The sequence below is a fragment of the Marinobacter caseinilyticus genome (assembly GCF_011074955.1).
Lineage (GTDB): Bacteria > Pseudomonadota > Gammaproteobacteria > Pseudomonadales > Oleiphilaceae > Marinobacter > Marinobacter caseinilyticus.
In genome coordinates this window covers 15,565-42,262 of record NZ_WUQJ01000024.1, presented here as the reverse complement: position 1 = coordinate 42,262, position 26,698 = coordinate 15,565, and the positions used below count along the sequence as shown (strand labels likewise).

Here is a 26,698-nt window from a genome sequence, read left to right as displayed (position 1 = left end):
GGATGAAATGGCTGCCGTGGCGGTTTGTGCTCCGCTATGCCGCCCGCAAGCACGGTTTTCTCGACCCCATTACCCTGCTGGGCCGGCTGCACAGCTTTGCACAACCCTCCGAGGTGGGGGAACCTATAGAGCTGTTACGGGCCGGCGTGGTGTTTCATGCCAGGGGATTGATCAACAGCCGGGTGATACAGCACAACCTGGACTGGGTATGGCCTTACTGGATCGAGCGTCAGTTTGACCCGGCGGATCCGTCATTTATCCCCCGGGCCTTTTCCATCACCCACGTCAATCTCAGCCACCGGAACTGGACCGCCATTGGCCACCCCGATTGCGACGAACTCCCGATTGTGGACCCGCGTGGACTGCTGACGCCGTTTTTTGACGGCTGGTCGCTGGATAGCTGGCTGCTCGCGAAAGATGGCCGCTGCCTGCTGCCCTCACGCACCGAAAACTGCAATCAACGCGCGGATTTATCCGCGGCGGCAGCCGTGATCACCGAGTCCGGGATGGACGGGCTTGAACTCAGCAGCCGGGCCTGGGTAGCGCTGGAGCACGGCCTGCCCGTTTGCAAGCTGCTGGTTCAAGCCCGTTCGGACCTGGACGCCTCTCTGGTGCTGGCGCTGCGTCCGTGCAATCCGGAGGGCATCAGTTTCATTCATCGTGTGGGTTTGTCCCCCAGCCGGGATGCGTGGGTGGTGGATGGCAAACACACCGTTGCCTTCAGTGCCCCCGCGCACCGTCACCACATGTCCGACTATCGGCATGGCGATGTCCATATTCACCTGAGCGACCGCGACGATCAGACCGACGGCGTGTGTGATGTCGGAATGGTCACCGCCGCTGCGCTGTTCAGGGTCGAACCCGGCAAAACCACCGAGCTCACCGCCACGGTGCCACTGACGGACATGCCCGCCCGGCTCAACTGTGCTGACGCGTGGCAGCAAGAGCGCCAGGGCCATGCCCGACTGGTCTGCCCCGATGCCCGATACCAGATGCTTTATGACGCCGCGGTCGCTTCCCTGATTCTGCACTCCCCGGACGACGTTTACCCCGGTCCTTTTACCTACAAACGGTTCTGGTTCCGGGATGCTGCCTTTATCATCAACGCCTTGCTGGCGACCGGCCTCACCCAACGCGCCGAACGGGCACTGGCCCGGTTCCCGGAGCGGCAAACGGCGTTCGGCTACTTTCGGTCCCAGGAGGGCGAGTGGGACGCCAACGGTGAAGTGCTTTGGGTGTTGCAACGCTATTATGAGCTGACCGGCAAGCGCCCGGACACGTTCTGGCTCGGCCCCATAAAACGGGGGGCCAACTGGATCCTGCGCAAGCGTCTGAAGAGCACGACGGACTTACCTCATGCCGGACTGTTGCCGCCAGGCTTCAGCGCCGAGCACCTGGGACCCAACGATTACTACTACTGGGACGATTTCTGGGGCATTGCCGGACTCAAAGCCGCGTCCCGATTGCTCAGCCACTCCAGTGCGAAGGACAGTCGCGCCTTTGCCGACGGAGCCGAGGATTTTACCCGGGCGGTGGACCGCAGCCTGGAACGCAGCGAGCAACGGCTAGGGCGGCTGGCGATGCCGGCCTCTCCGTACCGAAGGCTCGATGCGGGCGCGATCGGCTCACTGGCATTGGGCTACCCGGTGCAATTGTGCGAGCCGGACGATCCGCGGTTGCTTGACAGTGTCGAGTTCTTACTGGAGCGGTGTTTTGTGAAAGGCGCGTTCTATCAGGACATGATCCATTCGGGACTCAATGCCTACCTGACCCTGCACGTGGCGCAAGTGCTGTTGCGGGCGGGCGACCCAAGATACCTCGACCTGATGGACGCAGTCGCCAGGCTCGCCTCGCCGACGGGGCAATGGCCTGAAGCCATACATCCCGGCACAGGCGGCGGCTGTATGGGCGACGGCCACCATGTCTGGGCTTCGGCGGAATGGGTGATGATAATCCGCAACGGCTTTGTGCGGGAGGAAGAGGACCGCCTGGTGTTATGCAGCGGGCTGCCCGGCCGCTGGCTGGAGCAGCCCGAACCAATCCGGTATGGGCCCGCTCCCACCTGTTTTGGCCCCGTTTCCATCACCGTTACAGCCAACCAGGAGGATGGCTCAGTGCTGGTCACCTGGCAGGCAGACTGGCATCGCGAGTCGCCCCGAATCGACATACAGCTGCCCGGGTTTGACCCGGTCCGGGCTACCGACCATCAGCAAACCATCCGGTTACGGCGCCGCCCCGAGGCCTGACGGCCAAAGATTCCAACGCCTCAGGTAACGCCTGGACCACTACCAAAACCCCGGACACACCGGGGCTGTCGCACATGCGTCATTACAAGCGTCTGCGGAGCGTGGGCTAACGTGCCCGGACAGGCGGGCGGCCAGCGGACTTTGGCTTGCCACTGGCCGATGAGCGAGCTTTTGCCGGCTTGCTGCCGTCGGTTGACCTTGGCGGTAACCCCGTGTGCTGAGTCAGCAGCGGTTTGCCGCCCTTACGGCTGCCCAGCGGGGTCGAGTTCTTGCGACGTGCGCTGTGATAGCCATCGGTCTTGGGCTGCTCTTTGGGGATCAGTTGGTGTTTACCCGGACCAATCAGGTCGGCCCGCCCCATGTTCATCAAGGCGTCCTTGAGCAGTGACCAGTTCCTGGGATCATGGTAACGCAGGAACGCTTTGTGCAGGCGGCGCTGCATCGGGTCTTTGACGGTACCGACCTTTTCGGTTTTGTAAGTCACCTTGCGCAATGGGTTCCGGGCGGTGTGATACATGGTCGTGGCGGTTGCCATCGGCGACGGATAGAAGGCTTGCACCTGGTCGGCCTTGAAGCCATTACGCTTGAGCCAGAGCGCCAGGTTCAACATGTCGTCATCGGTGGTGCCGGGGTGAGCCGCGATGAAGTAGGGAATCAGGTACTGCTCCTTACCCGCTTCCTTGGTGAATTTTTCGAACATCCGCTTGAACCGGTCATAACTGCCGATACCCGGCTTCATCATCTTGCTGAGCGGGCCTTCCTCCGTATGTTCCGGGGCGATCTTCAGATAGCCACCGACATGGTGGGTCACCAGTTCGCGAACGTATTCCGGCGATTCCACGGCCAGGTCGTATCGGAGACCGGAGGCAATCAGCACCTTTTTCACACCCGGCAATTCACGAGCGGTGCGATAGAGTTCGATCAAGGCCGAGTGATCGGTGTTCAGGTTTTCACAAATGCCCGGATACACGCAGGACGGTTTGCGACAGGCAGACTCGATTTCCGGCGACTTGCAGGCAATGCGGTACATGTTCGCGGTCGGCCCGCCCAGATCCGACACCACACCGGTAAAACCGGGCACTTTGTCCCGCATCGCTTCTATCTCACGGATGATCGAATCCTGCGAGCGGTTCTGGATAATCCGGCCCTCATGCTCGGTGATTGAGCAAAAGGTACAGCCACCGAAGCAGCCACGCATGATGTTTACCGAGAATCGAATCATCTCATAAGCGGGAATACGGGCATCGCCGTAAGACGGGTGTGGCACTCGCGCGAAGGGCTGGTCAAACACATAGTCCATTTCTTCCGTGGTCAGTGGAATCGGTGGAGGTGTGAACCAGACATCGTGATCGCCGTGCTTTTGCACCAGCGCCCGAGCATTACCGGGGTTGGTTTCCTGATGCAGTACTCGGTTGGCGTGGGCATAGAGGACCGGGTCATTACGCACCTTTTCAAACGACGGCAACCGGATAACGGTGTTTTCCCGATTGACCCGGGAACTGGGCAACAACTGCACCACCACCGCTTCGTCCAGGTCAGCCGCCTGCTCGGGGCCGGCCGCCTGAGTGCTGGAGCAACTCTCAAGTTCCTGGGTGTTGACGTAGGGACTGATGATTTTGTCGACCCGCCCCGGGCGATCCACCCGGGTGGAATCCAGCTCATAGTAGCCTTCGGCGGTGTCACGACGAACAAAGGCAGTGCCGCGAATGTCGGTCAGAGTCTCCACCGCTTCACCACGGGACAGGCGTGATGCTACCTCGGCAATGGCCCGCTCAGCATTGCCGTACAGCAGGATGTCGGCACCGGCGTCGATCAGGATGGACTTGCGAACCTTGTCCTGCCAGTAGTCGTAGTGTGCAATCCGTCGCAGCGATGCCTCGATGCCCCCGAGCACTATGGGCACGTCGCCGTAGGCTTCTTTGCACCGGTGACTGTATACCAGGCTGGCTCGATCTGGCCGCTTGCCGCCCACGTCGCCCGGCGTGTAGGCATCGTCCGAGCGCACTTTGCGGTCCGCAGTGTAGCGATTGATCATCGAATCCATATTGCCGGCGGCCACCCCAAAAAACAGGTTGGGTTTGCCGAGTTTCATGAAATCCTCTTTCGAGTGCCAATCCGGTTGGGCGATGATGCCGACCCGAAACCCCTGGCCCTCAAGCAGGCGCCCGATCACTGCCATGCCAAACGACGGATGATCAACGTAGGCGTCACCGGTCACGATAATGATGTCGCAGGCGTCCCAACCCAACTGGTCCATTTCTTCCCGGCACATGGGCAAAAATGGCGATGGTCCGAAGCATTCGGCCCAGTATTTCGGGTGGTCAAAAAGGGGTTTGGCGGATTGCATAAAGGCGGCCGGAGCTCCTGATCAAAACTGAATCGGATGGGTCTTGTCGCTAGACCTTATCGATAGACCTTATTGACGGGTCTTAGTGTGAAATGGCGGCGAAGATAGCACATTTTTTAATCAAGCCGCATCTACTTTTCACCCCGCCTCTCTTGGACTGGCCACCAGAGGGGACTGATCCGAGCGTCGATCCCCCGGCCAATATTACTAACCCGGGCACAGCCCGGTCGATGTTGGTCCGTTGCCTCACGACGAACTGGCTACTGTCTGGTCCTGACCGCATCAATGGCCGTATGATGCAACGTTATTACCCCTAAACGATCACATTAAGGACGGACCTGTGACCCTAACCACGCCAGCGCTGCTGTTTCCTGCCATCTCCCTGCTCTTACTGGCCTACACCAACCGATTTCTGGTACTCGCCCAACTGATCCGACGGCTCAAACAAATGGAGCGGGAAAAGGATTACACCATCATCGCCCGCCAGATTGGCATGCTGCGCAAACGTATCATGCTGACCAAGCGCATGCAGGCCTTCGGTGTGCTCAGCTTTTTCGTGTGCACCCTGTCGATGTTTGCACTTTTCCTGGGCTGGCAATTGATGGGTGTCCTGTGCTTCGGCGCAAGCCTGATACTGCTGTCACTCTCGCTGCTGTTTTCCCTCTACGAAATTGTTATCTCCACCAATGCGATCAATGTTGAGCTGGAAGACTTTGAGCAGCGGCACCGGGCGGACTAGACCGCTCTTGCGTCTCCCTACCAGGATGGGGTTGGGCCAGCATTATATGACGAGCCGGTTGGCCGACCCGCATCAAACTGGTTAGAATGTAGCCAGCTGTTGTCCGGGTTCCACCAGCGAGCAAAACTTGAACCAATGAGCCAGTCCAGGGACGCTTTCGAGTCACAGGCTGCCACCTCCGGGCCCTCCCCGCGTGGGGATCGATGGTCACGCCTTGTGATGATTAACCGCGATGAATGGCCAGCGCTGCTGGCCAGCTTTGGCTATTTTTTCTTCTTGCTGTTCAGCTACTACATCCTGCGCCCGGTCCGCGACGAGATGGGCGTCCGTGGCGGCGTTGACAACCTCCAGTGGCTGTTCAGCGCGACATTTATTGCCATGCTGGTGGCTTCTCCCTTGTTTGCGGCACTGGCAATACGCTTTCGGCGGGCCGTGTTGTTGCCCCTAACCTACGGCCTCTTTATCGCCTGCATCATTGGCTTCTGGTTTTGGCTGCAAGCGGATATTGCCGCGGCTTGGGCGGCGCGGGTATTTTTTGTCTGGTTGTCGGTGTTCAATCTATTCGTGGTGTCGGTATTCTGGAGTTTTATGACCGACATATTCAATGACCGGCAAGCCGCCCGCCTGTTTGGCATCATCGCGGCTGGCGGCAGCGCCGGAGCCATCGTCGGGCCCGGACTCACCGGCATGCTGGCCCAGCTTATGGCTCCCCAGCACTTACTGCCCATTGCCGCCCTGGCCCTGGCCCTGACGTTACCCTGCATCTGGATCATCCAACGCAACAGAGCGGCTGAGCCCGGCCACACCCAAACAGCCAGTCAGCAAGGCGAAGCCCTGGGCGGAACACTGCTGGAAGGCGCCCAGGCCATTGCCCGTTCGCGGTACTTGCAGGGCATCTGCGCCTTCATCCTGCTCTACACCACACTCGCCACCTTTCTGTATTTCGCCCAGGCGGAGATTGTCAGCAAGGCGTTCTCGGACAGTGGTGACCGCACCTCGGTCTTCGCCGCTCTCGATTTTGCCACCAACACGCTGACCATTGGTCTGCAACTGCTGATTACCGCGCGCCTGATCCAGCGTTTCGGGCTCAATCGGACGCTGGCCCTGGTGCCGGTCATTGTCGCGATCGGCTTCGTGTGCCTGGCCGCAGCCCCGGTCCTGATAACGCTGGTGGTTTTCCAATGCCTGCGGCGCGCCGGTAATTACGCCATTGCGAAACCGGGGCGTGAAATGCTGTTCACCGTCGTGCCACGAATGGAAAAATACAAAGCCAAGAACATCATCGATACCGTCATCTATCGCGGGGGGGATGCCGTAGCCGGCTGGGCCTACACCGGACTGGCGGCCCTGGGGCTGGGTTTGACGGGCATTTCATGGGTCGCGGTACCTCTGGCGGCGCTCTGGGCCGTGATTGGGTACCGGCTTGGCCAGGGACACAGTCAACGTGCTCGCCAAGAGCACAAGGAGATAACCAATGACACACCACAAACCCAACCCCTACGCTGATTGCAGGCTGTCCCGTCGACAGCTACTGACGCTGTCCGCCGGTATCGCGCTGACCAGCCTGTGTCGCCCCTTGCTCGGGGAACCTCTGCCCGAATCGCTGGTATTCCGGGCCATTCCGTCCTCCGGCGAACGCATTCCGGTGATTGGTCTGGGCACCGCTCGCACGTTTAACGTCTCTCCGGACAATGCGACCGCCATGGCGGCACGGCGTAAAGTGCTCGACCAATTCTACCAGGGCGGCGGTCGGCTGGTGGACAGCTCCCCCATGTACGGCACGGCTGAAACGGTGGTGGGTGAACTGGCCGCGGAGCTCGGCATCGCCGATGAATTGTTTATGGCAACAAAAATCTGGACCCAGGGCCGTGAGGATGGCATCGCCCAAATGACCCGATCTCAGCGACGGATGGGCGGTGGTCCACTGGATCTGGTGCAAGTGCATAACCTGGTCGATACCGACACTCATCTGGATACGCTAAAAGCCTGGCGCAAGGAGGGCCGTATCCGTTATATCGGTGTGACGCACTATCAAACCGGCGCGTTTGACCGTTTGGCCACACTGTGTGAGCGCGAACCACTGGATTTTGTGCAGTTCAATTACAACATCCTCGAACGGGAAGCCGAGAAACGTTTACTGCCCGTGGCGCGGGACAATGGCGTTGCCACGCTGATCAATGAACCCTTTGAAAAGGGCACCCTGTTTGGCCGGGTCCGGGGCAAAGACTTGCCCGCCTGGGCCGCCGACCTGGACATCACCAGTTGGGCGCAGTTTTTCCTTAAGTTCATTGCCAGTCACCCGGCGGTCACCTGCGCCATTCCCGCCACCAGTGACCCCGGGCATGCCCGCGACAACATACAAGCCGCCCACGGCGCTATGCCGGACACGCAGCAACGGGAGCGAATGGCCGCACTGGTGCGGCAACTCTGAGTTACCCGGCAACACGACTACAACGCTATCGCTAAGATGAAGGCACAAAAAAACCCGCGACCAGGTCGCGGGTTTTGTCTACCAACTCAGCGTTAATGGATCACGCCAGTTCGCTCAGGGCTTCTTCCACAATGTTCATGCCTTCTTCCAGCACATCGTCTTCGATGGTGACTGGCATCAGGAAACGAATTGTGTTGCCGTGCATGCCACAGCTCAGCAGAATCAGGCCTTTCTCTTTGGCCTTCTTGGTCACTTCCGCAGCCATATCGGCGCGGGGTTCGCGACTGGTCTTGTCGGTCACCAGTTCAATGGCGGCCATTGCACCCAGATTGCGAACGTTGTCCACGTAGGCAAATTTTTCCTGCCACTGGGCAAACCGCTGCGCCAGTTTGTCACCCAGACGCTGGCTCTTGCCAAGGACATCCTCTTCCTTGAACACGTCCATCACCGCCAGTGCCGCGGCACAGGACACCGGGCTGCCGGTATAGGTGCCACCCAGTGAGTTCGGGCCAGAGCTGTCCATAACCTTGTCGGTGCCAACAATGGCAGAGATCGGCATGCCGTCCGCCATACTCTTGGCCATGGTCATCATGTCGGGCTCGACACCACTGTGCTCAATGGCAAACATCTTACCCGTCCGGCCAAAGCCGCTCTGCACTTCATCGACAATCATCAGGATGCCATGCTCGTCGCAGATTTCGCGAATGGCCTTCAGGAAGCTGGCAGGCGCCGGGTAGAAACCACCCTCACCCAGGACCGGCTCCAACACAATCGCGGCGGTGTCCTGCGGATCGGAATCGGTCTTCATGGTCATTTTAAGACCGCGCAGCGCCTCTTCCACGCTCACGCCGTGATAAGGCACCGGATAGGGTGCGCGGAAGACAGTCCCCGGCATCGGGCCAAAACCCGCCTGATAAGGCCGGACCTTGCCATTCATCGCCATGGTCATGAAGGTACGGCCATGGTAGCCACCGTCAAAACAGATCACGTTGGTACGGCCGGTGGCAGCGCGGGCAATCTTGACCGCGTTTTCCAGTGCTTCGGCACCGGAATTCGCCAGCATCACTTTGCCATGTCCACGGACCGGCGTGACTTCACTGAGCTTCTGAGCCAGCTTCACGTAACCTTCATAAGGCATGACGGTCTGGCAGGTATGCATCACCTTGTCCAGCTGGGCCTTCACGGCCTCAACAATCTTGGGATGGCGATGGCCAATATTCAGTACGCCAATACCTCCGGCAAAATCGATCATGCGCTTGCCATCGGCGTCCCACAGTTCCGCGTTCTTGGCGTGATCTGCAAATTGTTCGTTCGGGCTGGCTGCACCAGCGGCGACGTATTTCTCTTTCAGTGCCTGCAACTCTTTGTTGCTCATGCTCTCGTCTCCAGTGCTCATGGTTCTAAAATTAGGTACCACAGTATGGCGCTTTGGCGGCCATTTTTCCAAGGCTAAGCCCCGACCGTGACCGAAGCTGGCAACCCCAATGGTCGGAGAAAGAAGCAAAGATTACTGATATTAGTGGGTTAAAGCAGCCTGAAGGCGACAATCCCTGACTAAAGGATAATCGGCACAATTACTTAGGAACCTCGACTTGGGGAGCCTCGGAAGATCGCCTTGGGCTCCCTGCCCGAGGGGCATTCCGAGACGCCTTAGCGCCGGAACTTGGTTTCCAGCACCACCGCTGAGTTGGTTCGCTCAACGCCTTCCAGATTCCCGATTTCATCCAGCACAGCACTCAGTGCCTCCAGTGACTGGGCCTGAACGATGGCCAATAAGTCGTAGTCGCCACTCACCGAATAAAGCTGAGCCACCTGACTGAGCTGTTCCAGGGCGCTGTTGGTCCTGGCCGTCAGCTTTTGATGAACCTTGATTGAGACATGGGCTTCCACCTGGTTGGCGGAATATTCACCCCCCATCTCCAGGGAATAGCCCCGGATCACGCCGCTGGCTTCCAGACGGGCAATGCGATTCTGGACGGTCGAGCGAGAAAGATTCAGTGATCGGGCCAGGTCCGAAATGCTGACGCGGGCATTGCGGCGTAAGAGTAACAGCAGTTGCTGGTCTTGCTTGCTGATCATAATGATCATTCTTCCCGTCAATTTGCTCAATAATGACACCGTATCGTTCATTTTGGAACTGCAAAACAGCAGACGAGACCGTCATACTAGGCGTAACAATCTAATAGGCCGCGCCCGAATGCTCAGCCGCGCCCATTACCGTCACCTGCTTTAAGGTCCGCCAATGAACGTCAACCGCGCATTATTCGATGAAGTCATGGTGCCCAACTACGCGCCACCCGCCGTTATACCCGTCAAAGGCAAAGGCTCGCGGGTGTGGGATCAGGAAGGTCGTGAATACATCGATTTTGCCGGCGGCATCGCCGTTAACTGCCTGGGACACTGCCACCCTGCCCTGGTACAGGCCCTGCAGGCCCAAAGTGAGCAGCTTTGGCACCTGGCCAATGTAATGACCAATGAACCCGCCTTGCGACTGGCCAGGAAACTGACCGATGCGACCTTCGCTGAGCGGGTGTATTTTGCCAACTCGGGCACCGAAGCGAACGAGGCGGCCCTTAAACTCGCACGCCGCTATGCCTTTAACGAATTTGGTGAAGCCAAAAACGGGATCATCGCCTTTGAGCGAAGTTTTCACGGCCGGACGCTATTCGCCGTTACGGTTGGCGGCCAGAAAGCCTATTCCGACGGCTTCGGACCCAAGCCGGGCGCCATTCATCATGCAATCTACAACGATCTGGCCAGCCTTGAAGCGCTGATTTCGGACACAACCTGTGCGGTCATCATTGAACCCGTGCAAGGCGAAGGCGGCATCATTGAGGCCGACCCGACGTTTATCAAAGGCGTTCGCGAACTGTGCGACAAACACAACGCGTTGCTGATTTTTGACGAGGTGCAAACCGGCGTAGGCCGTACCGGCCACCTCTACGCGTACATGGATTGTGGCGTTACCCCGGACATTCTGACCAGCGCCAAGGCCTTGGGCGGGGGCTTCCCGGTGGCCGCAATGTTAACCACCACCGCAATAGCAAAACATCTGAGCGTCGGCACCCACGGCTCCACTTACGGTGGCAATCCACTGGCCTGCGCCGTAGCCGAGGCCACCTTTGATACCGTGAATGACCCGGCCCTGCTGGACGGTGTGCGCCAGCGCCATCAGCGCTTCCGGGACGGCCTCAACCGGATCAATGAAACGTACGGTATTTTCCGCGACATCCGTGGCAAAGGTCTGCTGATCGGTGCCGAATTGCAACCGGCGCTTGCGGGCCGCGCCAAGGAAATTCTCCAGGCAGCCACCCGGGAAGGCCTGATGTGTTTGGTGGCCGGCCCCGATGTGGTTCGGTTAGCACCGTCCCTGGTGATTCCCGACGCCGACATTGATGAGGGTCTGCTCCGCTTTGAGCGTGCTGTTGCCAGCGTTTTTGCATCAGCCGCCCAATCGGCATAAACCTACAACCGTGGAGGCGGGGCCATGATTATTCGTCCGATTGCTCACCAGGATCTGTCCGCATTGCAGCAGATTGCCGTTGAATCCGGCCCGGGGTTTACGTCGCTGGTGAATGACCTGGCGTTTCTGAGACGAAAAATCCAACACTCCATCGAGAGCTTTCAGGCCAGCGTCAGCCAACCCGGTCACGAAAGCTATCTGTTCGTGCTGGAGGACCCCGTGACAGGGGATATTATGGGCACAACGGCCATAGCGGCTTCCGTTGGCCTCGACAATCCGCTTTATCATTACCACAACAGTCAGGTGGTCCATCATTCCCGTGCGCTTGGCTTATACAGGCGCATTGACGTGCTCAACATGTGCAACCACTACACCGGCTGTTCAGAAATCTGCACGTTGTTTCTGCGTCCACAGTTTCGCCGCGCCTACGCCGGCAAGCTGCTGTCTAAAGTTCGTTTTTTATTTATGGCTCAGCATGCCCACCGGTTCGCTGAGACTGTGATCGCCGAGATGCGGGGGGTTTCATACGAGGATGGCCGGTCGCCGTTCTGGAACTGGCTGAGTGCGAATTTTGTCGATCTCGACTTTCCCACCGTCACGCAGCTGGTGGGCGCCGGCAACAACAGTTTCATTGCCGAACTCATGCCCAAATATCCGCTGTATACCCATCTGTTGAGCGATGAGGCCCAGGGCGTTATTGGCAAAGTTCACGAAAAAACCAAGCCCGCCTTGCACTTGCTGGAATCTGAAGGATTCCGGCACAAGGGCTATGTGGACCTCTTCGATGCCGGCCCAACCGTCGAAGCCGAATTGAGCCAGATTCGCACCGTCGCTGACTCTATCGAATGTCAGGTCCAGGCCGTTAGCCCGGACATGCCGGTGCTACACTGTCGGAAGACGGGTACTCAAGGCGGTGTGCTGGCGATAGCCAACACCGGGGTCAATGATTTCCGTGCCAGTGTCACGGACCAGGCCATCTACCTCCCTCAACACAACTTGCTGCAAGTACCGGCTGATCTCGCGCTTGCCCTCGGCCTGAAGAACGGCGGCACAGCGCGCATCATTCAACTGGCGGCGGCCAAAACCAGTGCCATCCCGGGCGCCAATGAAGCGTCGGGCAATCAACAACAGGAGTTACAGTATGCACACCGATAGAGACGCGCTGTTCCAGCATCTGTGGGACAACTACCTGGAGGTGACCCCTTCAGCCACCGAAATCCACCGCATTCTGGGCGGCACCCAAGGCAGTGAAATTGTCAACGACCACATTGCCTTACGCACCTTTAACCTCGAAAAGGTCAATCTTGAGAAACTGGCCGCGCACTTTCTTGCGCTCGGCTACACCGAAGGTGGCGAATACCATTTTGAGGCCAAGAAGCTCTACGCCAAACATTACGAGCACCCGGACCCGACCGCACCCAAGGTCTTTATCTCCGAGCTGCTGGTCGACCAATTTTCACCCGAGCTGCAAGCCATTGTTCACGAGCTGGTGGATCAGATCAGCCCGAACGCTGTGACGGCGGATAATTTTCTGTACTCCGGCACCCACTGGCAGGTCGATTATGGCACTTACAAAAAGCTGCTCGCTGAAAGTGAATACGCGGCCTGGCTGGCTGCCTGGGGTTATCGTGCCAATCACTTTACAGTCAGCGTAAACCAACTGGTGAAATTCAAGACTGTCGAGGAAGTGAATCAGGTTCTCAAGGCCGAGGGATATACCGTGAACAGCTCCGGCGGTGAGATTAAAGGTTCGCCGGAAGAGCTGCTGGAGCAGTCATCCACCATGGCTGACCGGGCCGAGGTCGCGTTTAAAGACCAAACCGTCGCCATACCCAGCTGTTTTTACGAGTTTGCCAAGCGCTACCCCAAGACCGATGGCGAATTGTACACGGGTTTTGTGGCTGCCTCTGCGGATAAAATCTTTGAAAGCACCGACGCCGGTATGTAAACCGCCTCATCGTCACGGGCCACAACTGGACAAGGGAGAGCCTTTGTCCCAAGCTAAAATTGCTTGAACTCGATTGACTGAGAGGCAAGGACAGGCCCCCGATGAGTGATCCGGTCAACCTCATTATTTGCGAGTACTGCGACTCCGTCTATCACCGGCCAATACTCTCTCGCTTCCAGAAAGCCCAGTGCCAGCGCTGCGGCGCGGTCATCGCCCGCCACCACTGGCTGTCCATCGATCAGTGCCTGGCACTCAGCGTGACCGCCGGACTGCTGATGGCGTACCTCAGCGTTTACCCGATTCTATTAATCCACGTTCAGGGCCAGACTCAGTCAGCAACTCTGCTTGAGTCTGCGCTTGCACTCGCCCAGGGGCCTGTCAGTCTCATGGCCGTGGCTGTTGCCTGCGCGGTATTGCTGGTACCCGCGCTGCAAATCAGTTTGCTGGTGTGGGTGCTGACCTACGCCCGCTACCGGCGGCGGGCACCGTACTTTAATCATTGCATGCAGGCGCTCAACAGGCTTCGTCACTGGAGTATGCTGGAGGTTTTTCTCCTGGGGGCGCTGGTCAGTGTGATCAAGCTCAGCGGGCGGCTGCAAGTCGTACCGACGGCCGGTCTGTTTGCCCTGGCCGCGCTCAGCGTGTTGATCATTGGCCTCGCCGGACGTGATTTGCGTCGGCTCTGGAACGAAGTGCCATGACCCCCCCATCCGCGCAGACCCTGGGGTTATGCCTCTGCCACCGCTGTCGGCTGGCCTGTTCTCTGGCCACCCACCCTCACCATTGCCCCCGCTGTGGTGACGCCTTGCATTTTCGCAAACCCCGGGCGGTTTCCCGCACCTGGGCACTGATGCTGGCGGCCCTGGTGCTATACGCGCCAGCCAACTTACTGCCCATCATGCACACCCAGGCGTTGCAAAAAGACACCTCGGTCACCATTCTGAGCGGCGTGGTGGAATTGTGGCAAACCGGGGCCTGGGACATTGCTGTAATCATCTTTGTGGCCAGTATCGGTGTACCGGTAACCAAATTTCTCGTGTTAACGCTGTTGCTCATTACCGTTCAGCGCGGCAATCGCCGGTCCCGTCGGGAGCGAACCTTGCTCTACCGGGCGCTTGAGCTGATCGGCTATTGGTCTATGCTTGATGTATTCGTCGCCGCCCTGCTATCCGCGCTGGTTCAGTTTGGCCTGTTTGGGGCCATCGAACCCCGGATTGGCATACTTTTTTTCGGCCTGGTCGTGGTGCTGACCATGCTGGCGACGCAAAGTTTTGATCCGCGCCTGATATGGGACAGCCCTGATCACCATGACCGCTAGCGACAAGGACAGCCAGCCAGCAGAAGCCGACGTGCGGTCCCGTCCCCTCGGGCTGTCGCTGGTATGGTTGGTGCCAATCGTGGCCACCATTGTGGGCCTATCGATGCTGTTCAAAGCCTGGCAGGAAACCGGCCCGACCATCAGGATTTCGTTTCAGACCGCGGGCAGTCTCACCGCGGAAAAATCACCCATCAAATACCGTAACGTTGTCATTGGCGAGGTAGCCGATGTCAAGCTCAGCAGCGACCATGGCCAGGTTATTGTGACAGCCAAACTGAACCGGGAAGCCGTAGATTTCACCCGGCAGGATTCACGTTACTGGGTGGTGCGGCCACGCATCGGCACCGAGGGCATCTCCGGCCTGGACACGTTGCTGTCAGGCGGTTTCATAGCCGCCGATCCCGGTACCTCAGCGCATCGCACGGAAAGCTTTACCGGACTCGAATCGCCGCCGCCTGTGACCTACGGCGAGCCCGGCAAGCGTTTTGTGGTGAAGGCAGAGGATCTGGGATCACTGGATATCGGCTCGCCCATTTATTACCGCAAGGTCCGGGTCGGTCAGTTGGTGTCTTATGAACTGGATCACTCTGGCGACAGCGTTAACATGGATGTCTTCGTGTCTGCCCCCAATGACCGGTTTGTCACGGCCGATACCCGATTCTGGAATGCCAGTGGTATTCGCATAGGTGTCAGTGCCGACGGCGTCGAATTCGATGCCGAATCGTTGGTCTCCGTGGTTACAGGAGGGATTGCCTTTGCGACACCCCCAGACGGCCAGGCAGAACCCGCCGAGACCGACACCTCATTCAGGCTCTACCCGACGCAGGAAGCCGCACTCACCCCCGACAAAGGCCCGGCGCAGATCATTCGGATGCATTTTGGCCATTCTCTGCGGGGCTTACGGGAAGGCGCGCAGGTCGATTTTAAAGGCAAGAAAATCGGCGAAGTGACCGAAATATCCCTGGATTACGACCCTGTCACCGAAACGTTTCCCGTCATCGTCGATGCAAAAGTCTACCCCCAGTTAATCGGCGACGCTTATGACAAATTACTCAGGACGCAAACCATCGATGTCGGCGACAACCAGCAGAGCCTTACCCAGGCGCTGTTCCATCAATTTGTTCGGCAGGGTCTGCACGCCGAGGCACGCCAAAACAATCTGCTGACCGGGCAGCTCTATGTCGCGTTGGCGTTCGTTCCCGGGGCAGGTACCGACGTCGTGGCCGATAAAAATGCAGGGGCCGTGGTGGAGATTCCCACCCAGTTCACCAGCTTCGACAAAATCCAGGACCAGCTCACTGACATTGTCGACCGATTAAGCCAGATTCCGTTTGATCGCATTGCTGACAACCTGAATGGCAGTCTGGAAGAACTTAAGCAGACGTTGACATCCATCAACCGCGACACCCTGCCGTCAACGCGCAACACCTTACAAGGGATAGATATTCTGGTGAACGAAATGAGCGCGACTCTGCAAGCCGCCACGGCCACATTTGCCTACGACTCGCCGGAACGGCAACGCATTGGCCATACATTGAATGAACTGGAGCGCATGTCGCGCTCCGTTCGTGACCTGTCGGATTACCTCCGCCGACACCCGGAAGCACTGATTCGTGGACGCAAGGAACACAACACAGGGACCTTACGCCCATGACGATCCCCGACCTCGCCTCATCAGGAAACCGCCTCCGCGGCAACCGCTCTGCACTTCTGGTGATTGGGCTGACGGTAATGATCGGGCTATCGGGGTGCAGCAGCCCACAGGTCCGCTACCATACACTGATGCCGTTGTCGTCACCGGCATCCGGCCGGGACAACGTCCCCATTGCCGTGACAGACGTCACCGTTCCGCCACAGGTTAATCGCCGGGAATTGGTGGTGCGCCAGAATGCCAGCCATTTGATCGTGCTGGAATCCGACTGGTGGGGCGCGTTTCTGGCCGACGAAATTCAAAGTGTACTGGACACCTATCTGGTGCAGTCAGAGCCGGGCCCCGACACCATCAGGGCCGCGGTTGCCATCACGCGCTTTGACTCGGTACCGGGGGAATACGCATTGATCGAGGCACGCGTTCAACTGACACGGCATGACGGTGAGCGTCTTCATCACATCACTTGCCGTGTGTGGGCGCGACAAGCGGCGGCGTTTAATCTGGATGCGTTGGTGAGGGCACATCAGCAGAACCTGATCACGCTGGCGCAAGCGATGCGCACCGCCGCCGACGGTTCCTCGTCAGGCGACTGGAAATGCCCGTGAGCTCACTGCCACCCGTTAACAAGCCACTTATCGGACCCGCTACCAGATCAGCTACCAAGCCAGCCAGATTACGTGACGGGCACCTTTGCCCGGTCGGTGTGCCCGCACCGTGACCGCCTCCACGGCAAAGCCCATTTTGCGCAACCGTTCGGTGAAGTCATGATCCTGCCCGGCCGACCAGTAAGCCAGGATGCCCTCGGGACGCAGGGCCGACTGGGCAGCCGCAATACCGGCGGAGGAGTAAATCCAGTCATTTTCTTTGCGAGTCAGGCCTTCCGGGCCGTTGTCGACGTCCAGCAGAATAGCGTCATAGCGGCCGTCCGACTCTTGCAGCAACAGGCCAACATCGCCAAGGTGAACCTTGGCCCGCGGATCCCGTAGCGGATTGCCTGCCGCCGCACCCAATGCACCCCGGTTCCACTCAACCACTTCCGGCACCAATTCCGCGACCGTCACTTGTGCATCCCCACCGAGTGACTCAAGCGCAGCCGCCAGCGTAAAGCCCATGCCCAACCCACCGATCAGCACATGTGGCTCGGGGTTGCCGGCAATACGCTCACAGGCCAGGGTCGCAAGCGCATCTTCGGAGCCGTGTAGCCGACTGTTCATAAGCTCGCCGGTACTACCGGCAATTTTAATCGAGAACTCGTCGTTACGCTGCAGCAGTTTCAATTCGGTCCCGCGACCCGGAATCGTAGCGGTGCCAATCAGTTCAAAACGGGCCATGAGACCTCAGGCGTGGAAAAGGGAAGCCGGATCTTAACGCGCTGAGCCAAGGAGGAGCCAGCAGTTTAAGGAATGATCCGGCGACGGCCTACTTGTCTGGCTAATTCCCGAACACACGCTCAAAAAAGCCGGGCGCTCGAACCTGGGGTATTGGGAGACTTTCAGACTCCAGCAGGGCTTGCTGCCAAAACCGCTCCGGATCGTCCAGGTGCGCTGCCTTCTCCCTTTCCTCATTGCTGAATGAATTATGCGCGCCACTGAACCCGAGTTCGATGAGTTCGCGACTCCATAAGTAAATCGTGGAGCGGATGGCCGTCAAAAGCTTTGAATAGCTTTCCCGGCTGATGGTCAACGCAAGTTCCGCGCTGAGATTAATCTGGGCTTGCAGTTGTTGCATCTGTTCAGGCTGGAAGGCAATCTGCTTGCCGCTGCCTTTCTTGCAGCTCAGACAGATTTTTTCCAACGCCTTAACGCCTTCGTTTATGTCAAGATGACCGTGTTCGAGGTTTTGTTTTTCGTTCACTGGGGCTGGAATCCAGCCATATTGCGGAGAACGGGCAACAATGTGGCCGGGAATATCACAGCGATAGGCTGGTAATGCGACGCTCTCAGGGTAACCATCAAACTCTGTTCTTAACCAGGCGGCCATCTTACGCTGGCGAAACATCATGGCCAGCGTAATCGCCGCTGGCATTATTTCAACCAGCGAATCGGTGGCATCCTTGGTTCTGCTTTCCAGATCATCAACGGGTGCTTCCATTACTAGTTCTCCTTGCGTAGTGCCAATCGCAGGATGCTGGGTTGCCGCATTCGGGCGCTTGGCTTTTTTATTGTTGGCAAGGCCGGCGTATCGTCGTGACCGTTTTACCGAACGGATACCGTGACAGACAGCGCCACCTTGATCAAAAAATAGGCGCATCCGGACGATTGATCAATTATAAAAACGTTGCTGCTCGGTTACGTTTGGTAAAGGGCAAGCCGGGCTCGTATCCCTGCGACAGGTTTGCCCCCTGCTTCACTGTTCCTGCAGGCGCAGAAGCACCAGAGACGCTAAACCACGCTGGTGAAAAACAAGCCCTTTACGACCAGCCCGGCGCCTGAAATCATCAGCAAGACCCGACAGATACGCGTGAAGGTATCGCCGCCAATCCGTTGCTGAATACCATGCCCCAACTGCACCCCCAGCCACGCCGCCGGCAATAAGAGGACGGACACCAACAACAATCGCAACTCCCAGAATCCATTCAGGCTGTAGGGAATAACCTTGGTCAGATTCATGACGCCAAACAACACAGCGGCCGTCCCCAGCCATTGCAGTTTTGGCAGGTTTCGACCCAGAAAATAGACATTGATCGGCGGGCCACCTGCGTGAATCAACGTACTGGTCACCCCGGAGACGGTTCCCCAAAACCACCCGGCTTGCTGGAATCGCTGCAGCGAACTGGATATCCATTGCCAACTGGCAAACACGATTGAAATAACGCCAGTGATCAGTTCCAGCGCCGCTGTCGATAACATCCCCATGACCGATCCGCCCAAGGCAATTCCGACAAACGCAGCAGGCACCAAGTGTTTCAGCGTCGCCAGCGAGGCGTGCTTGCGATACAGGTGAATGGTTCTGATGTCCATGAACAGCAAAACCGGCAGCATGATGACCGCAGCCAACGGCAACGGAACAGCAAACGCCAGAAGCGGCACGGCAACCACACCCGCGCCGCCGGCAAAGCCGGACTTGGAAATGCCGGTGAGGATCACACCGATGCCCGCCAGCAGCCAGAACAGAAGCGTGTCGAAAGGGGCAGGCATGATAGGACGACCTTGTATGGCAAAGGTGAGTGAAGCAGGGAATGAGCGCGCCATCATCCTGATAGACTGGCGCGGCGTTGTCTATCAGCCGATCGGGTAATGCTGTGAGTGGGCCGGCGTGGGCATGGTTCTTAGCGCGCGGGGCGCGACCAGGCAGTCTCCCTTAACGGACATCCAGGCCCTGAAGGAATGGCCAGCGTGGGTCTTGGTAAAAAGCGTCGGCAAGAAAGGACATCAGCACCTTGATTCTGGCCATGTGCCGCAAGTCGGCATGAGTCAGCAACCAAAGCCCGCTCTGGGGCGTCGTCGACAATGCCAGCAAAGGTTTCAGGCCAGGCTTGGCCTGATCCATGGGCAACACCGCCAGACCAAGCCCGACTTCGGCAAACCGGGCAATGGCATTGAGACTGCCGCCCCGCACCACCACTTGGCGATCTGGCACCTGGCCCATTACCCAGCGATAGCCCGGGAGATGCAATAAAGAAGCCTCCGGTCCGACCCAGGGATAGCGGCAGGCACTGACCAGGTTATCGGGCGTCCCCAATGTCTCTATCAAACCGGGCGATCCAAAAACAGCCCAGCCGATATCGGTAAGTTTACGCCCCACCAGATGATCCGGCGGCGCAGCAGTGGTGCGCAGCGCGACATCCGCCTCTCGTCGATTCAGTTCCAGATCGGCATTGGAGACCAGAACACTGACCTGGATCTCTGGAAACTGGCGATGAAACTCCACCAGATAGTGAGGCAGGAAATCGTAAACCAAGGTTTCCGGGGCCGTGAGTCGCACTTCGCCCCGCAGGGTGATGTCGGCGCTACCCAGAAGCCGTTCCGATTGAAAGACTTCCGCCTCCATGCGCTCGGCGTGAGCCAGCAGGCCCTGACCCTCCGGCGTTAACTTATAGCCCGTGGGCAAGCGTTCAAACAACTGGCAGTTGAGCTGGCCTTCAAGCTGGTTGAGCCGTCGGCAGACAGTGCTGTGGTTAATACCCAACCGATCGGCCGCTCCCGTGAGCGAACCCGCGCGGGCAATCATCAAAAAATTCGGCAGCAGTCCCCAGTCCATGGCGTTGCACTTTCCCAAACTCTACACGCAATATATGCCACTCCTTTTGCCCCGGCACAAGCTCAAAGTTGCTGCATCCCGGCGCTTTCCCGCAGGCATGCTAATTCTCTGTCGAACCGGAGCACCAACCACCCAAAATTATCAATAACGCCCCTGGCGAAACGTCCCGTCGTAAAGGACCCCGTCAGACAGGACATCACCGCGTTAAATGCGACCCGTGCGGCATTGACCGCATCTACGACAAGCATTCACAGGCATTGAGTCGTCTTGTGGATTAAACGTGCTGCCTGGATCGAACCTCCGATAGCCCTTAGAATCGAGCTTCGCTGACAATCGCAGCACCGATCACGCACTCATAAGCTGCATTTTCCAGCTAAACTGATGCATTGGCCGTATTTGGGACGCTCTAATTTATGTTGATTTGCACGCAGGGTATTACTCTTTCCCGCGCTACTCTGTGGTTATTCGCACTGTTATTGCTGTCCATGCTCGCGGCGCCAGTGTTGGCAGCGGAGTTGACAGAGGAGCCGGCCCAGAAGCCAGAAGAGGCACCGGCAAAAATGTCGGCGGCCGATAGCGAAAAGCCCACCCCCCAAGCCTCTCTCCCCGCCGTCCAGCCAGAGATCAAAGAAGAAATATCAACGCCCTTGAACGTCGACCTGCCATCGGCCTCCACTGCGGGCATTCGCCAGCAGATTCAATCCCTCAGGACCGCCGTCGATCAGCGCCTCAGTGCCCTCGAAGCCAGCCGTGGACGGCTGTCGTACGCCGAAACCTTGCTGAATCGGCTGAACGATGAGTACCAGAGTTTTGAGCTTCGGTTGGAACGCGCCGGCCTGAACCTCACCGATGAATACGCGTCACTGCTACGGCAAAGGCTGAACAGACTCGAGCGACAAAGCATCGCCGACAGCCTGACCGCCGGCATCAATGAAAAGCTATCCGCCGCCCGCGAGGCGCAACTTCGGCTTGAGGAGTTCGAAGCAATCGTGACCCCGGAACAGGACCCCCAGGGACAGTTGCGCCGCAAACGTGCCGACCTGTTACGCCAATTGCATAAGGGCATTACCCAGCATATCGATGTGCTCAACGAATACTTCAATACCGTGGGGGCGCTCCAACTGCGGGTCGAAGCCTACAAAAAACTGTTGCTGCAACGCCTCTTCTGGCTGCCAAGCACTGCGCCTGTGAGCTGGGATACCTTTGCCCAGCTTTACCGTGCGGCTGTATGGGCCTTTGCCCCACAGCAATGGAGTGCGCTGATCGACAGTATCAAACCATCCGTCCTGGAGCGCCGCCTCCGGATCACCTTGCTGGTGGCTGTACTTTTGCTCCTGCTGTACAAACGCCGAACCCTCTGTGAGCGCCTGATCGAGACCGGCGCCTCTGTCGGCAACGTTCGTCACGACCGCTTTGCTTCGACCGTTTTCGCCTTGGGGTACAGTTTGCTGCTCGCTGTGCCTGGCGTCCTCGTTCTGGCCACAACGTCATTGATGCTGATGGAGGGCAGTGACTTTATCGCTGCGTTGTCCAAAGGTATGACGGTGGCGGCCTTTATTTTGTTCCTGTTAAGTCTAGTGCATCAGGTCGCCCGCAAAAATGGCCTGGGCGAACGCCATTTCAAATGGAACGCCACCACCCTGGAAGCCATCCGGCGTGAAATTCCCATTTTGCTGATGGTCTTGATCCCGATCGCCATCCTATCGCCAGCCATGGCGACCGAACAGGGGGCTCAATACCAGAACAGTCTCGGCCGCACACTCTTTACCGTTGCATCCATTGCCCTGGCGGTCTTTGCCCACCGTATTATGGGCGCCGTACGCACCCACCATATTGGCCAATTCACCCTGAAATCGTTACATGGCATTGCGGTTGCCACACCTCTTCTGCTCGCGGTTGCATCCTGGCTGGGGTATCACTACACCGCGGTGCAGCTGGAACGAAATCTGTTCGTCAGCCTCTGCTGGCTGGCGTTTATCATCTTGCTTTACTACCTCGGGTTGCGGGAATTGTCGGTGCGCGAACGCCGAATGACGCTGGAACGCTTGCGAGAACAGCGGGCTGCGGACCGGAAACTGGCGGAAGCCAGAGAGTCTGCGGAATTCTCGGGCGAAGGTCTGCCACAGGCACTGGACATGCCCGAAATGGATTTGAAGGATATTAACCTGCAAAGCACGTCGCTGCTGCGCATGATCGCGTTTGCCTTGGCGATTGCTGGCCTCTGGGCATTGTGGGCAGAGGTTATTCCAGCACTTCAGCTGTTTGATAATATGACCCTCTGGACCATCACCACCGGTCTTGAAGGTGGCGATCCGCTGCCAATTACGCTTGGGGATCTGCTTTTGAGTCTGATTCTTGCAACAGCCACCCTGTTGGCGGCCCGAAACCTGCCCGGCACACTGGAAGTGATGATTCTGAGCCGGATGAATCTCGAACCCGGCTCTGGGTATGCTGTGACGACCATGGTTAAATACCTGATTGTCATTATCGGTGTAACGGCCTCGCTTGCCGTTCTCGGCTTGCAGTGGTCCAAGCTGCAATGGCTGATAGCGGCGCTCGGGGTTGGACTGGGTTTTGGTCTGCAGGAAATCGTGGCGAATTTTGTGTCCGGTATCATTCTGCTGTTTGAGCGCCCGATCCGGGTGGGCGACACCGTCACCATTGACGGTATCACCGGCACGGTTTCACGTATCCGAATTCGCGCCACCACGCTGGTTGACTGGGACCGTAAAGAGCAGATCATACCCAACAAAACCCTGGTCACTCAGGATCTGACCAACTGGACTCTGTCGGATCCCATTACCCGGGTCATTATCAAAGTCGGGGTTGCCTATGGCTCTGATGTGGATGCCGTGCAGGATATCCTGGTGGGTGTGGCAGAAGCCAACGACCGGGTGGTAAGCGATCCTGCCCCCGCCGTTTTTTGCGTCGGGCTTGGTGACAGCAGCATTGATTTCGAGATTCGGGCGTTTATCGACGACGTGCTCGACTACATGCCCCTGTCTCACGAACTGCATGCCGCCATTACCACAGCCCTGCGCGACGCCGGTATCCAGATTCCCTTTCCCCAACGGGACATTCATGTGCGCACAATGATCGAGCCGCACCCGAGCACTGAACAAATGGCAACCAAAACGAAAACCTGAGGCATGAGCAGAATCTGACACGGTCGCTCCGACGGGCATCCGTACTTATCCTGCTATGCTGATCGGGTGTCCGTGATACGATTCTGACACCTGCCAAACCGCGTCAGTATTTCGCGGTGGCGGTAGGCCAGCGAGACAGAACAGACTCTGGCTCAGGGTAACGATGGGTTGGGAGTAAAGCGCATGAGCAAAGAACAGAAGAGCATTAAAGAATCCAAGAAGAAACCGGCGTTAACCGCGAAAGAAAAGAAAGTGGCCAAACGCGAAAAAAAATCGTCACAAGGCTGAGCGGTCGACACCTACTGCCCTGACGCCGCTTGCGCAATCTCTATGACATCACGCGCAAGCGGTCTCTCACGTTGTCTGCCTAAGATTTTTTCTGGTCCAGCGCCTCTTTAAGACCAGCAAACGGGTTATGGGTGGCCGCCTGTCGTTTTGACTCGCTGCCGCCGCCATACCGTACGAACGATTCGAACTTGCTGTGCTCCTCGTCATGACAATACAGGCAGAGCAGTTCCCAATTACTGCCATCCGGCGGGTTGTCATCATGGTCATGATTGACATGATGCACCGTCAGTTCACTCAGATTGGCGCGGGTAAACGTTCGGGCGCAGCGGCCACAGACCCAGGGATACAGTTTGAGTGCGCGCTCCCGGTAGCCTTTTTCGCGCTGGGCAATATAGTCTCGCTGGGCGTCCAGCACCTGGTCCAGTTTTCGCCTGTCGGTACTGTCTTTAGTCATGGGTCATGGTCTCTGCTGGCGGTGGTTCAGCCGTTAGCCGATGTCAGTTTCAGTGTACTGCGCCAATAGTGTGATTGAAAAATGCTTTCGAGCCATGTTGAATAATAACTTACCGATCGCTGCGTGGGGGCTCAGGTGCCTTTTGATCCGGTCGCATCCGATCCATTTGCATCGTCCGATTTCCGTCACCCTTGGCATGAGTGTTTAAGCGTGTTATCTCTCAACTTGCAGCTGTTGTCTGCCTTTATTCCGACTTTTTTCGTGGTTTCCATTACGCCGGGCATGTGCATGACCCTGGCGCTGTCTCTGGGTATTACCATTGGGGTAAAGCGAGCACTCTGGATGATGGCGGGCGAGCTTGTGGGCGTTGCAGTCGTTGCGACGGCGGCGGCGGTTGGCGTCGCAACCTTTATGCTCAAATACCCGACCGCGTTCACTCTCTTCAAATACGCCGGAGGGCTCTATCTGGCCTGGCTGGGCCTCCAGCTTTGGCGTTCCCGGGGCAAGATGGCGATGCCAGAGGATGACACGGCGTCTGTAAGTACGTCCCGGCTCCAGCTTGCGACCCAGGGCTTTGTGACGGCGATCGCCAACCCCAAGGGCTGGGCATTTTTTATCGCGCTGTTGCCACCGTTCATTGACAGCACACTGCCCATCGGGCCCCAGCTGACGGCGTTGATCCTCATCATTCTGGGCTTGGAGTTTGTGTGCCTGCAACTGTATGCCCATGGCGGACGACAATTGCGTCAGGCGTTGCGCCAGGGCGGCGGCGTTCGGGTCATTAACCGTGTGGCGGGCAGTTTGATGGTGCTGGTGGGCGCCTGGCTGGCCTTCGGCTGACGCGTTGTCACCACGCGGCAACCTGCGGCACGGTGGACCTATCGATTAAATCTGGCCGTCCATCACGGACAGCGCCCGAAATTCGTCGAGGGCAAACTGGTCGGTCATGCCGCTGATCATATCCTGCAACAAGCGACACCGACAGTAACGTTCCCACACGTTGGGCGCGCCACCGGATGGCAGCGCGTCTTTTAACGTCAGATACGCGTTCACGTGCTTCTTGGGCAGACGTTTGTAGAGCCGGCTCTCCACCAGCAGGCCTTTCTGTTCACCGGCGAGCAGGCGTTCGAAGTCGGCCATGGACAGTGTCAGCAATGGCTTATAATGATCCAGCAGGCCGGTAATAATCCGGTAGCCCTGCAGTTCCAGTGTTTCGACTTCCGGCACCGAAAACACCCGCTCAACTGCCACCTGTTTAAACGTTGCGATCACGCTGTGGCACGGTGAATCGTCTTCCAGCAAGGCACGGTTCAGGCGGCCGTGATACACCTGCTCAATATGATCGATAAATGCCTGAGCGGCATGGTTAACCAGCGGATGGATCAACCCCACTCTTAGCCAGACAAAGAATTCATGCTCCTGACTGATCGCCTCCCGCCCCGCACACGCCAGCGCCTCATCGACAATGTCACCAAACGATTTCGCTACGCCAGACCCGGCAAACAGCGCGTCGTTGCCGTCTTTCGGCCGCGACGCCAGGAACGTTGCCTTCAGCGCGTCCGCCAGAACCGGGTAGGTCATCAGGCCCTTGTCGACACCGTCTTCCAGATCCGCCAGACAATAAGAAATATCGTCTGCGGCTTCCATCACATAGGCCAGTGGGTGCCGGTGCCCCGGGGCCATGGCCAGCGCCTGCTGCATGGAAGCCACAAACGCGGACTCGGAGAAGTAGTAGCCGGGTTTTTTCTGCAGGTAGGCCAGCGGCGCCTCCCGGTCCGGTTTTGGCTCGGTGGCCGGCCGGGTGTATTTGAAGACAGCGGCCGCCTGAACAAACGTCAGGTTCAATTTTTGCAAATGGCTGATCAGGCGAATGGCCTGGGCGTTGCCTTCAAAACATTGCAGTTCCAGCACCAGCTTTGAGGTCAGTGCGTCTCCCGCCCCGTCGTCCTGAAATGGCGTGAGTTCCCGAACGTGTTCTGCAAACCAGCGCGACAGGGCCGCCTCACCAAAATGGCCAAACGGCGGATTACCAATGTCATGCATCAGGCAGGCCATTTCCACCAGGGTTTCGGTCGCGTGATCCAAGCCCGCCAACCCAAAGTCGGCAGCCCTGGGGCCAAGCTTGCGGAATATCGTGCGGGCGATAAAGCGGCCGGTCTGTTGAACTTCCAGGGAATGGGTTAACCGGCTGCGGACGGCGGCGTTGCGCTCCAGCGGGAAGACCTGTGTTTTCTGCTGCAGGCGTCGCACGGCCGCCGAATTGATGATGCGCCCGCGGTCACTTTCCAACTGGTCTTCCAGTTTCTGGATACCACAGTGCAGCAGGCTGTACTGATCCACCCCTTCTTCGCTTGCCTGCCGGTTGTAAGGCCGCTGTATGGAAAAGCGATTGGAAAAGTCTATGTCCTGTTTCTCACCCATCAGGTGTTCCGCCATCAATTGTGCCGCTCCAAAGTGGTCCGCCCTA

Annotated in this window: 22 protein-coding genes; 13 read left to right on the top strand and 9 right to left on the bottom strand. The window is 58.1% G+C overall.

Annotation, left to right across the window (positions count from 1 at the left end; translation table 11 throughout):
- Positions 1-2 precede the first annotated feature (2 nt).
- Complete coding sequence (locus tag GRX64_RS13150; RefSeq protein ID WP_207308809.1) at positions 3-2,246, top strand: glycoside hydrolase family 15 protein; 2,244 nt, start codon at positions 3-5, stop codon at positions 2,244-2,246.
- Between the two features lie 106 nt (positions 2,247-2,352).
- On the opposite strand, the gene GRX64_RS13145 is transcribed toward GRX64_RS13150, so the two are convergent.
- On the bottom strand, positions 2,353-4,593 hold the full coding sequence (locus tag GRX64_RS13145; protein WP_166267954.1) for a YgiQ family radical SAM protein: 2,241 nt from the start codon (positions 4,591-4,593) through the stop codon (positions 2,353-2,355).
- Positions 4,594-4,933: 340 nt separating this feature from the next.
- Here GRX64_RS13145 and GRX64_RS13140 point away from each other — a divergent pair, with 340 nt between their 5' ends.
- From GRX64_RS13140 to GRX64_RS13130, 3 genes are all read left to right on the top strand, one after another.
- Positions 4,934-5,332 (top strand): DUF2721 domain-containing protein, encoded by a 399-nt coding sequence (locus GRX64_RS13140; RefSeq protein ID WP_166267952.1) that lies wholly within the window; start codon positions 4,934-4,936, stop codon positions 5,330-5,332.
- A 219-nt stretch (positions 5,333-5,551) separates the two neighbouring features.
- Positions 5,552-6,838, top strand: a complete 1,287-nt coding sequence (locus GRX64_RS13135; RefSeq protein WP_166267950.1) for an NTP/NDP exchange transporter — start codon at positions 5,552-5,554, stop codon at positions 6,836-6,838.
- Positions 6,807-7,763: an aldo/keto reductase gene (locus tag GRX64_RS13130; RefSeq protein WP_207308804.1), complete on the top strand. Its 957-nt coding sequence runs from the start codon at positions 6,807-6,809 to the stop codon at positions 7,761-7,763. The genes GRX64_RS13135 and GRX64_RS13130 overlap by 32 nt, the downstream gene beginning before the upstream one ends.
- Positions 7,764-7,863: 100 nt before the next feature.
- On the opposite strand, the gene gabT is transcribed toward GRX64_RS13130, so the two are convergent.
- Complete coding sequence (gene gabT / locus GRX64_RS13125) at positions 7,864-9,138, bottom strand: 4-aminobutyrate--2-oxoglutarate transaminase (RefSeq protein ID WP_166267949.1); 1,275 nt, start codon at positions 9,136-9,138, stop codon at positions 7,864-7,866.
- Positions 9,139-9,413: 275 nt separating this feature from the next.
- On the bottom strand, positions 9,414-9,842 hold the full coding sequence (locus GRX64_RS13120; protein ID WP_166267947.1) for an Lrp/AsnC family transcriptional regulator: 429 nt from the start codon (positions 9,840-9,842) through the stop codon (positions 9,414-9,416).
- Between the two features lie 163 nt (positions 9,843-10,005).
- Between GRX64_RS13120 and GRX64_RS13115 the strand changes: the two genes are divergently transcribed.
- The 7 genes from GRX64_RS13115 to GRX64_RS13085 all read left to right on the top strand — a co-directional run bounded on the left by GRX64_RS13115 (position 10,006) and on the right by GRX64_RS13085 (position 16,748).
- Positions 10,006-11,226, top strand: a complete 1,221-nt coding sequence (locus GRX64_RS13115) for an aspartate aminotransferase family protein (RefSeq protein WP_166267945.1) — start codon at positions 10,006-10,008, stop codon at positions 11,224-11,226.
- A 24-nt stretch (positions 11,227-11,250) separates the two neighbouring features.
- Positions 11,251-12,381 (top strand): arginine N-succinyltransferase, encoded by a 1,131-nt coding sequence (gene astA, locus GRX64_RS13110; protein WP_166267943.1) that lies wholly within the window; start codon positions 11,251-11,253, stop codon positions 12,379-12,381.
- A complete protein-coding gene (locus GRX64_RS13105; protein ID WP_166267941.1) occupies positions 12,368-13,174 on the top strand; it encodes a DUF1338 domain-containing protein in 807 nt (268 codons plus the stop codon). The genes astA and GRX64_RS13105 overlap by 14 nt, the downstream gene beginning before the upstream one ends.
- Positions 13,175-13,275: 101 nt before the next feature.
- On the top strand, positions 13,276-13,875 hold the full coding sequence (locus GRX64_RS13100; protein WP_166267939.1) for a paraquat-inducible protein A: 600 nt from the start codon (positions 13,276-13,278) through the stop codon (positions 13,873-13,875).
- Positions 13,872-14,492 carry a paraquat-inducible protein A gene (locus tag GRX64_RS13095; RefSeq protein ID WP_166267937.1) on the top strand — a complete coding sequence of 207 codons (621 nt, stop codon included), beginning with the start codon at positions 13,872-13,874 and terminating at the stop codon, positions 14,490-14,492. Before GRX64_RS13100 ends, GRX64_RS13095 begins: the two co-directional genes overlap by 4 nt.
- A complete protein-coding gene (locus GRX64_RS13090; RefSeq protein ID WP_166267935.1) occupies positions 14,482-16,146 on the top strand; it encodes a PqiB family protein in 1,665 nt (554 codons plus the stop codon). Before GRX64_RS13095 ends, GRX64_RS13090 begins: the two co-directional genes overlap by 11 nt.
- On the top strand, positions 16,143-16,748 hold the full coding sequence (locus GRX64_RS13085) for a PqiC family protein (RefSeq protein WP_166267933.1): 606 nt from the start codon (positions 16,143-16,145) through the stop codon (positions 16,746-16,748). The genes GRX64_RS13090 and GRX64_RS13085 overlap by 4 nt, the downstream gene beginning before the upstream one ends.
- 51 nt (positions 16,749-16,799) lie before the next feature.
- Here the strand turns inward: GRX64_RS13085 and GRX64_RS13080 are convergent, their stop codons facing one another.
- The 4 genes from GRX64_RS13080 to GRX64_RS13065 form a co-directional block, all read right to left on the bottom strand.
- Positions 16,800-17,474: a spermidine synthase gene (locus tag GRX64_RS13080; RefSeq protein WP_166267931.1), complete on the bottom strand. Its 675-nt coding sequence runs from the start codon at positions 17,472-17,474 to the stop codon at positions 16,800-16,802.
- A 100-nt stretch (positions 17,475-17,574) separates the two neighbouring features.
- Positions 17,575-18,234 (bottom strand): AbiTii domain-containing protein, encoded by a 660-nt coding sequence (locus GRX64_RS13075; RefSeq protein ID WP_166267929.1) that lies wholly within the window; start codon positions 18,232-18,234, stop codon positions 17,575-17,577.
- A gap of 290 nt (positions 18,235-18,524) precedes the next feature.
- Positions 18,525-19,280, bottom strand: coding sequence for a sulfite exporter TauE/SafE family protein (locus GRX64_RS13070; protein ID WP_166267927.1), 756 nt, complete (start codon positions 19,278-19,280; stop codon positions 18,525-18,527).
- 163 nt (positions 19,281-19,443) lie between these two features.
- Positions 19,444-20,343 carry a LysR family transcriptional regulator gene (locus tag GRX64_RS13065; protein WP_166267925.1) on the bottom strand — a complete coding sequence of 300 codons (900 nt, stop codon included), beginning with the start codon at positions 20,341-20,343 and terminating at the stop codon, positions 19,444-19,446.
- A 413-nt stretch (positions 20,344-20,756) separates the two neighbouring features.
- Between GRX64_RS13065 and GRX64_RS13060 the strand changes: the two genes are divergently transcribed.
- A complete protein-coding gene (locus GRX64_RS13060) occupies positions 20,757-23,489 on the top strand; it encodes a mechanosensitive ion channel domain-containing protein (protein WP_207308803.1) in 2,733 nt (910 codons plus the stop codon).
- 367 nt (positions 23,490-23,856) lie between these two features.
- Here GRX64_RS13060 and GRX64_RS13055 read toward each other — a convergent pair whose 3' ends face one another.
- Positions 23,857-24,231, bottom strand: a complete 375-nt coding sequence (locus GRX64_RS13055) for a YajD family HNH nuclease (protein ID WP_166267923.1) — start codon at positions 24,229-24,231, stop codon at positions 23,857-23,859.
- A 210-nt stretch (positions 24,232-24,441) separates the two neighbouring features.
- Between GRX64_RS13055 and GRX64_RS13050 the strand changes: the two genes are divergently transcribed.
- Complete coding sequence (locus GRX64_RS13050) at positions 24,442-25,071, top strand: LysE family translocator (protein ID WP_166267921.1); 630 nt, start codon at positions 24,442-24,444, stop codon at positions 25,069-25,071.
- Between the two features lie 45 nt (positions 25,072-25,116).
- Here the strand turns inward: GRX64_RS13050 and dgt are convergent, their stop codons facing one another.
- Positions 25,117-26,667 (bottom strand): dGTPase, encoded by a 1,551-nt coding sequence (dgt, locus tag GRX64_RS13045; RefSeq protein WP_235937678.1) that lies wholly within the window; start codon positions 26,665-26,667, stop codon positions 25,117-25,119.
- Positions 26,668-26,698 lie beyond the last annotated feature (31 nt).

Bases quoted from the DNA above. Each gene is read 5' to 3' on its own strand.
- GRX64_RS13150 (WP_207308809.1), top strand. From the start codon at position 3: ATGAAATGGCTGCCGTGGCGGTTTGTGCTCCGCTATGCCGCCCGCAAG.
- GRX64_RS13145 (WP_166267954.1), bottom strand. From the start codon at position 4,593: ATGCAATCCGCCAAACCCCTTTTTGACCACCCGAAATACTGGGCCGAA.
- GRX64_RS13135 (WP_166267950.1), top strand. From the start codon at position 5,552: ATGATTAACCGCGATGAATGGCCAGCGCTGCTGGCCAGCTTTGGCTAT.
- GRX64_RS13130 (WP_207308804.1), top strand. From the start codon at position 6,807: ATGACACACCACAAACCCAACCCCTACGCTGATTGCAGGCTGTCCCGT.
- gabT (WP_166267949.1), bottom strand. From the start codon at position 9,138: ATGAGCAACAAAGAGTTGCAGGCACTGAAAGAGAAATACGTCGCCGCT.
- GRX64_RS13120 (WP_166267947.1), bottom strand. From the start codon at position 9,842: ATGATCAGCAAGCAAGACCAGCAACTGCTGTTACTCTTACGCCGCAAT.
- GRX64_RS13115 (WP_166267945.1), top strand. From the start codon at position 10,006: ATGAACGTCAACCGCGCATTATTCGATGAAGTCATGGTGCCCAACTAC.
- astA (WP_166267943.1), top strand. From the start codon at position 11,251: ATGATTATTCGTCCGATTGCTCACCAGGATCTGTCCGCATTGCAGCAG.
- GRX64_RS13105 (WP_166267941.1), top strand. From the start codon at position 12,368: ATGCACACCGATAGAGACGCGCTGTTCCAGCATCTGTGGGACAACTAC.
- GRX64_RS13100 (WP_166267939.1), top strand. From the start codon at position 13,276: ATGAGTGATCCGGTCAACCTCATTATTTGCGAGTACTGCGACTCCGTC.
- GRX64_RS13095 (WP_166267937.1), top strand. From the start codon at position 13,872: ATGACCCCCCCATCCGCGCAGACCCTGGGGTTATGCCTCTGCCACCGC.
- GRX64_RS13090 (WP_166267935.1), top strand. From the start codon at position 14,482: ATGACCGCTAGCGACAAGGACAGCCAGCCAGCAGAAGCCGACGTGCGG.
- GRX64_RS13085 (WP_166267933.1), top strand. From the start codon at position 16,143: ATGACGATCCCCGACCTCGCCTCATCAGGAAACCGCCTCCGCGGCAAC.
- GRX64_RS13080 (WP_166267931.1), bottom strand. From the start codon at position 17,474: ATGGCCCGTTTTGAACTGATTGGCACCGCTACGATTCCGGGTCGCGGG.
- GRX64_RS13075 (WP_166267929.1), bottom strand. From the start codon at position 18,234: ATGGAAGCACCCGTTGATGATCTGGAAAGCAGAACCAAGGATGCCACC.
- GRX64_RS13070 (WP_166267927.1), bottom strand. From the start codon at position 19,280: ATGCCTGCCCCTTTCGACACGCTTCTGTTCTGGCTGCTGGCGGGCATC.
- GRX64_RS13065 (WP_166267925.1), bottom strand. From the start codon at position 20,343: ATGGACTGGGGACTGCTGCCGAATTTTTTGATGATTGCCCGCGCGGGT.
- GRX64_RS13060 (WP_207308803.1), top strand. From the start codon at position 20,757: ATGTTGATTTGCACGCAGGGTATTACTCTTTCCCGCGCTACTCTGTGG.
- GRX64_RS13055 (WP_166267923.1), bottom strand. From the start codon at position 24,231: ATGACTAAAGACAGTACCGACAGGCGAAAACTGGACCAGGTGCTGGAC.
- dgt (WP_235937678.1), bottom strand. From the start codon at position 26,667: ATGGCGGAACACCTGATGGGTGAGAAACAGGACATAGACTTTTCCAAT.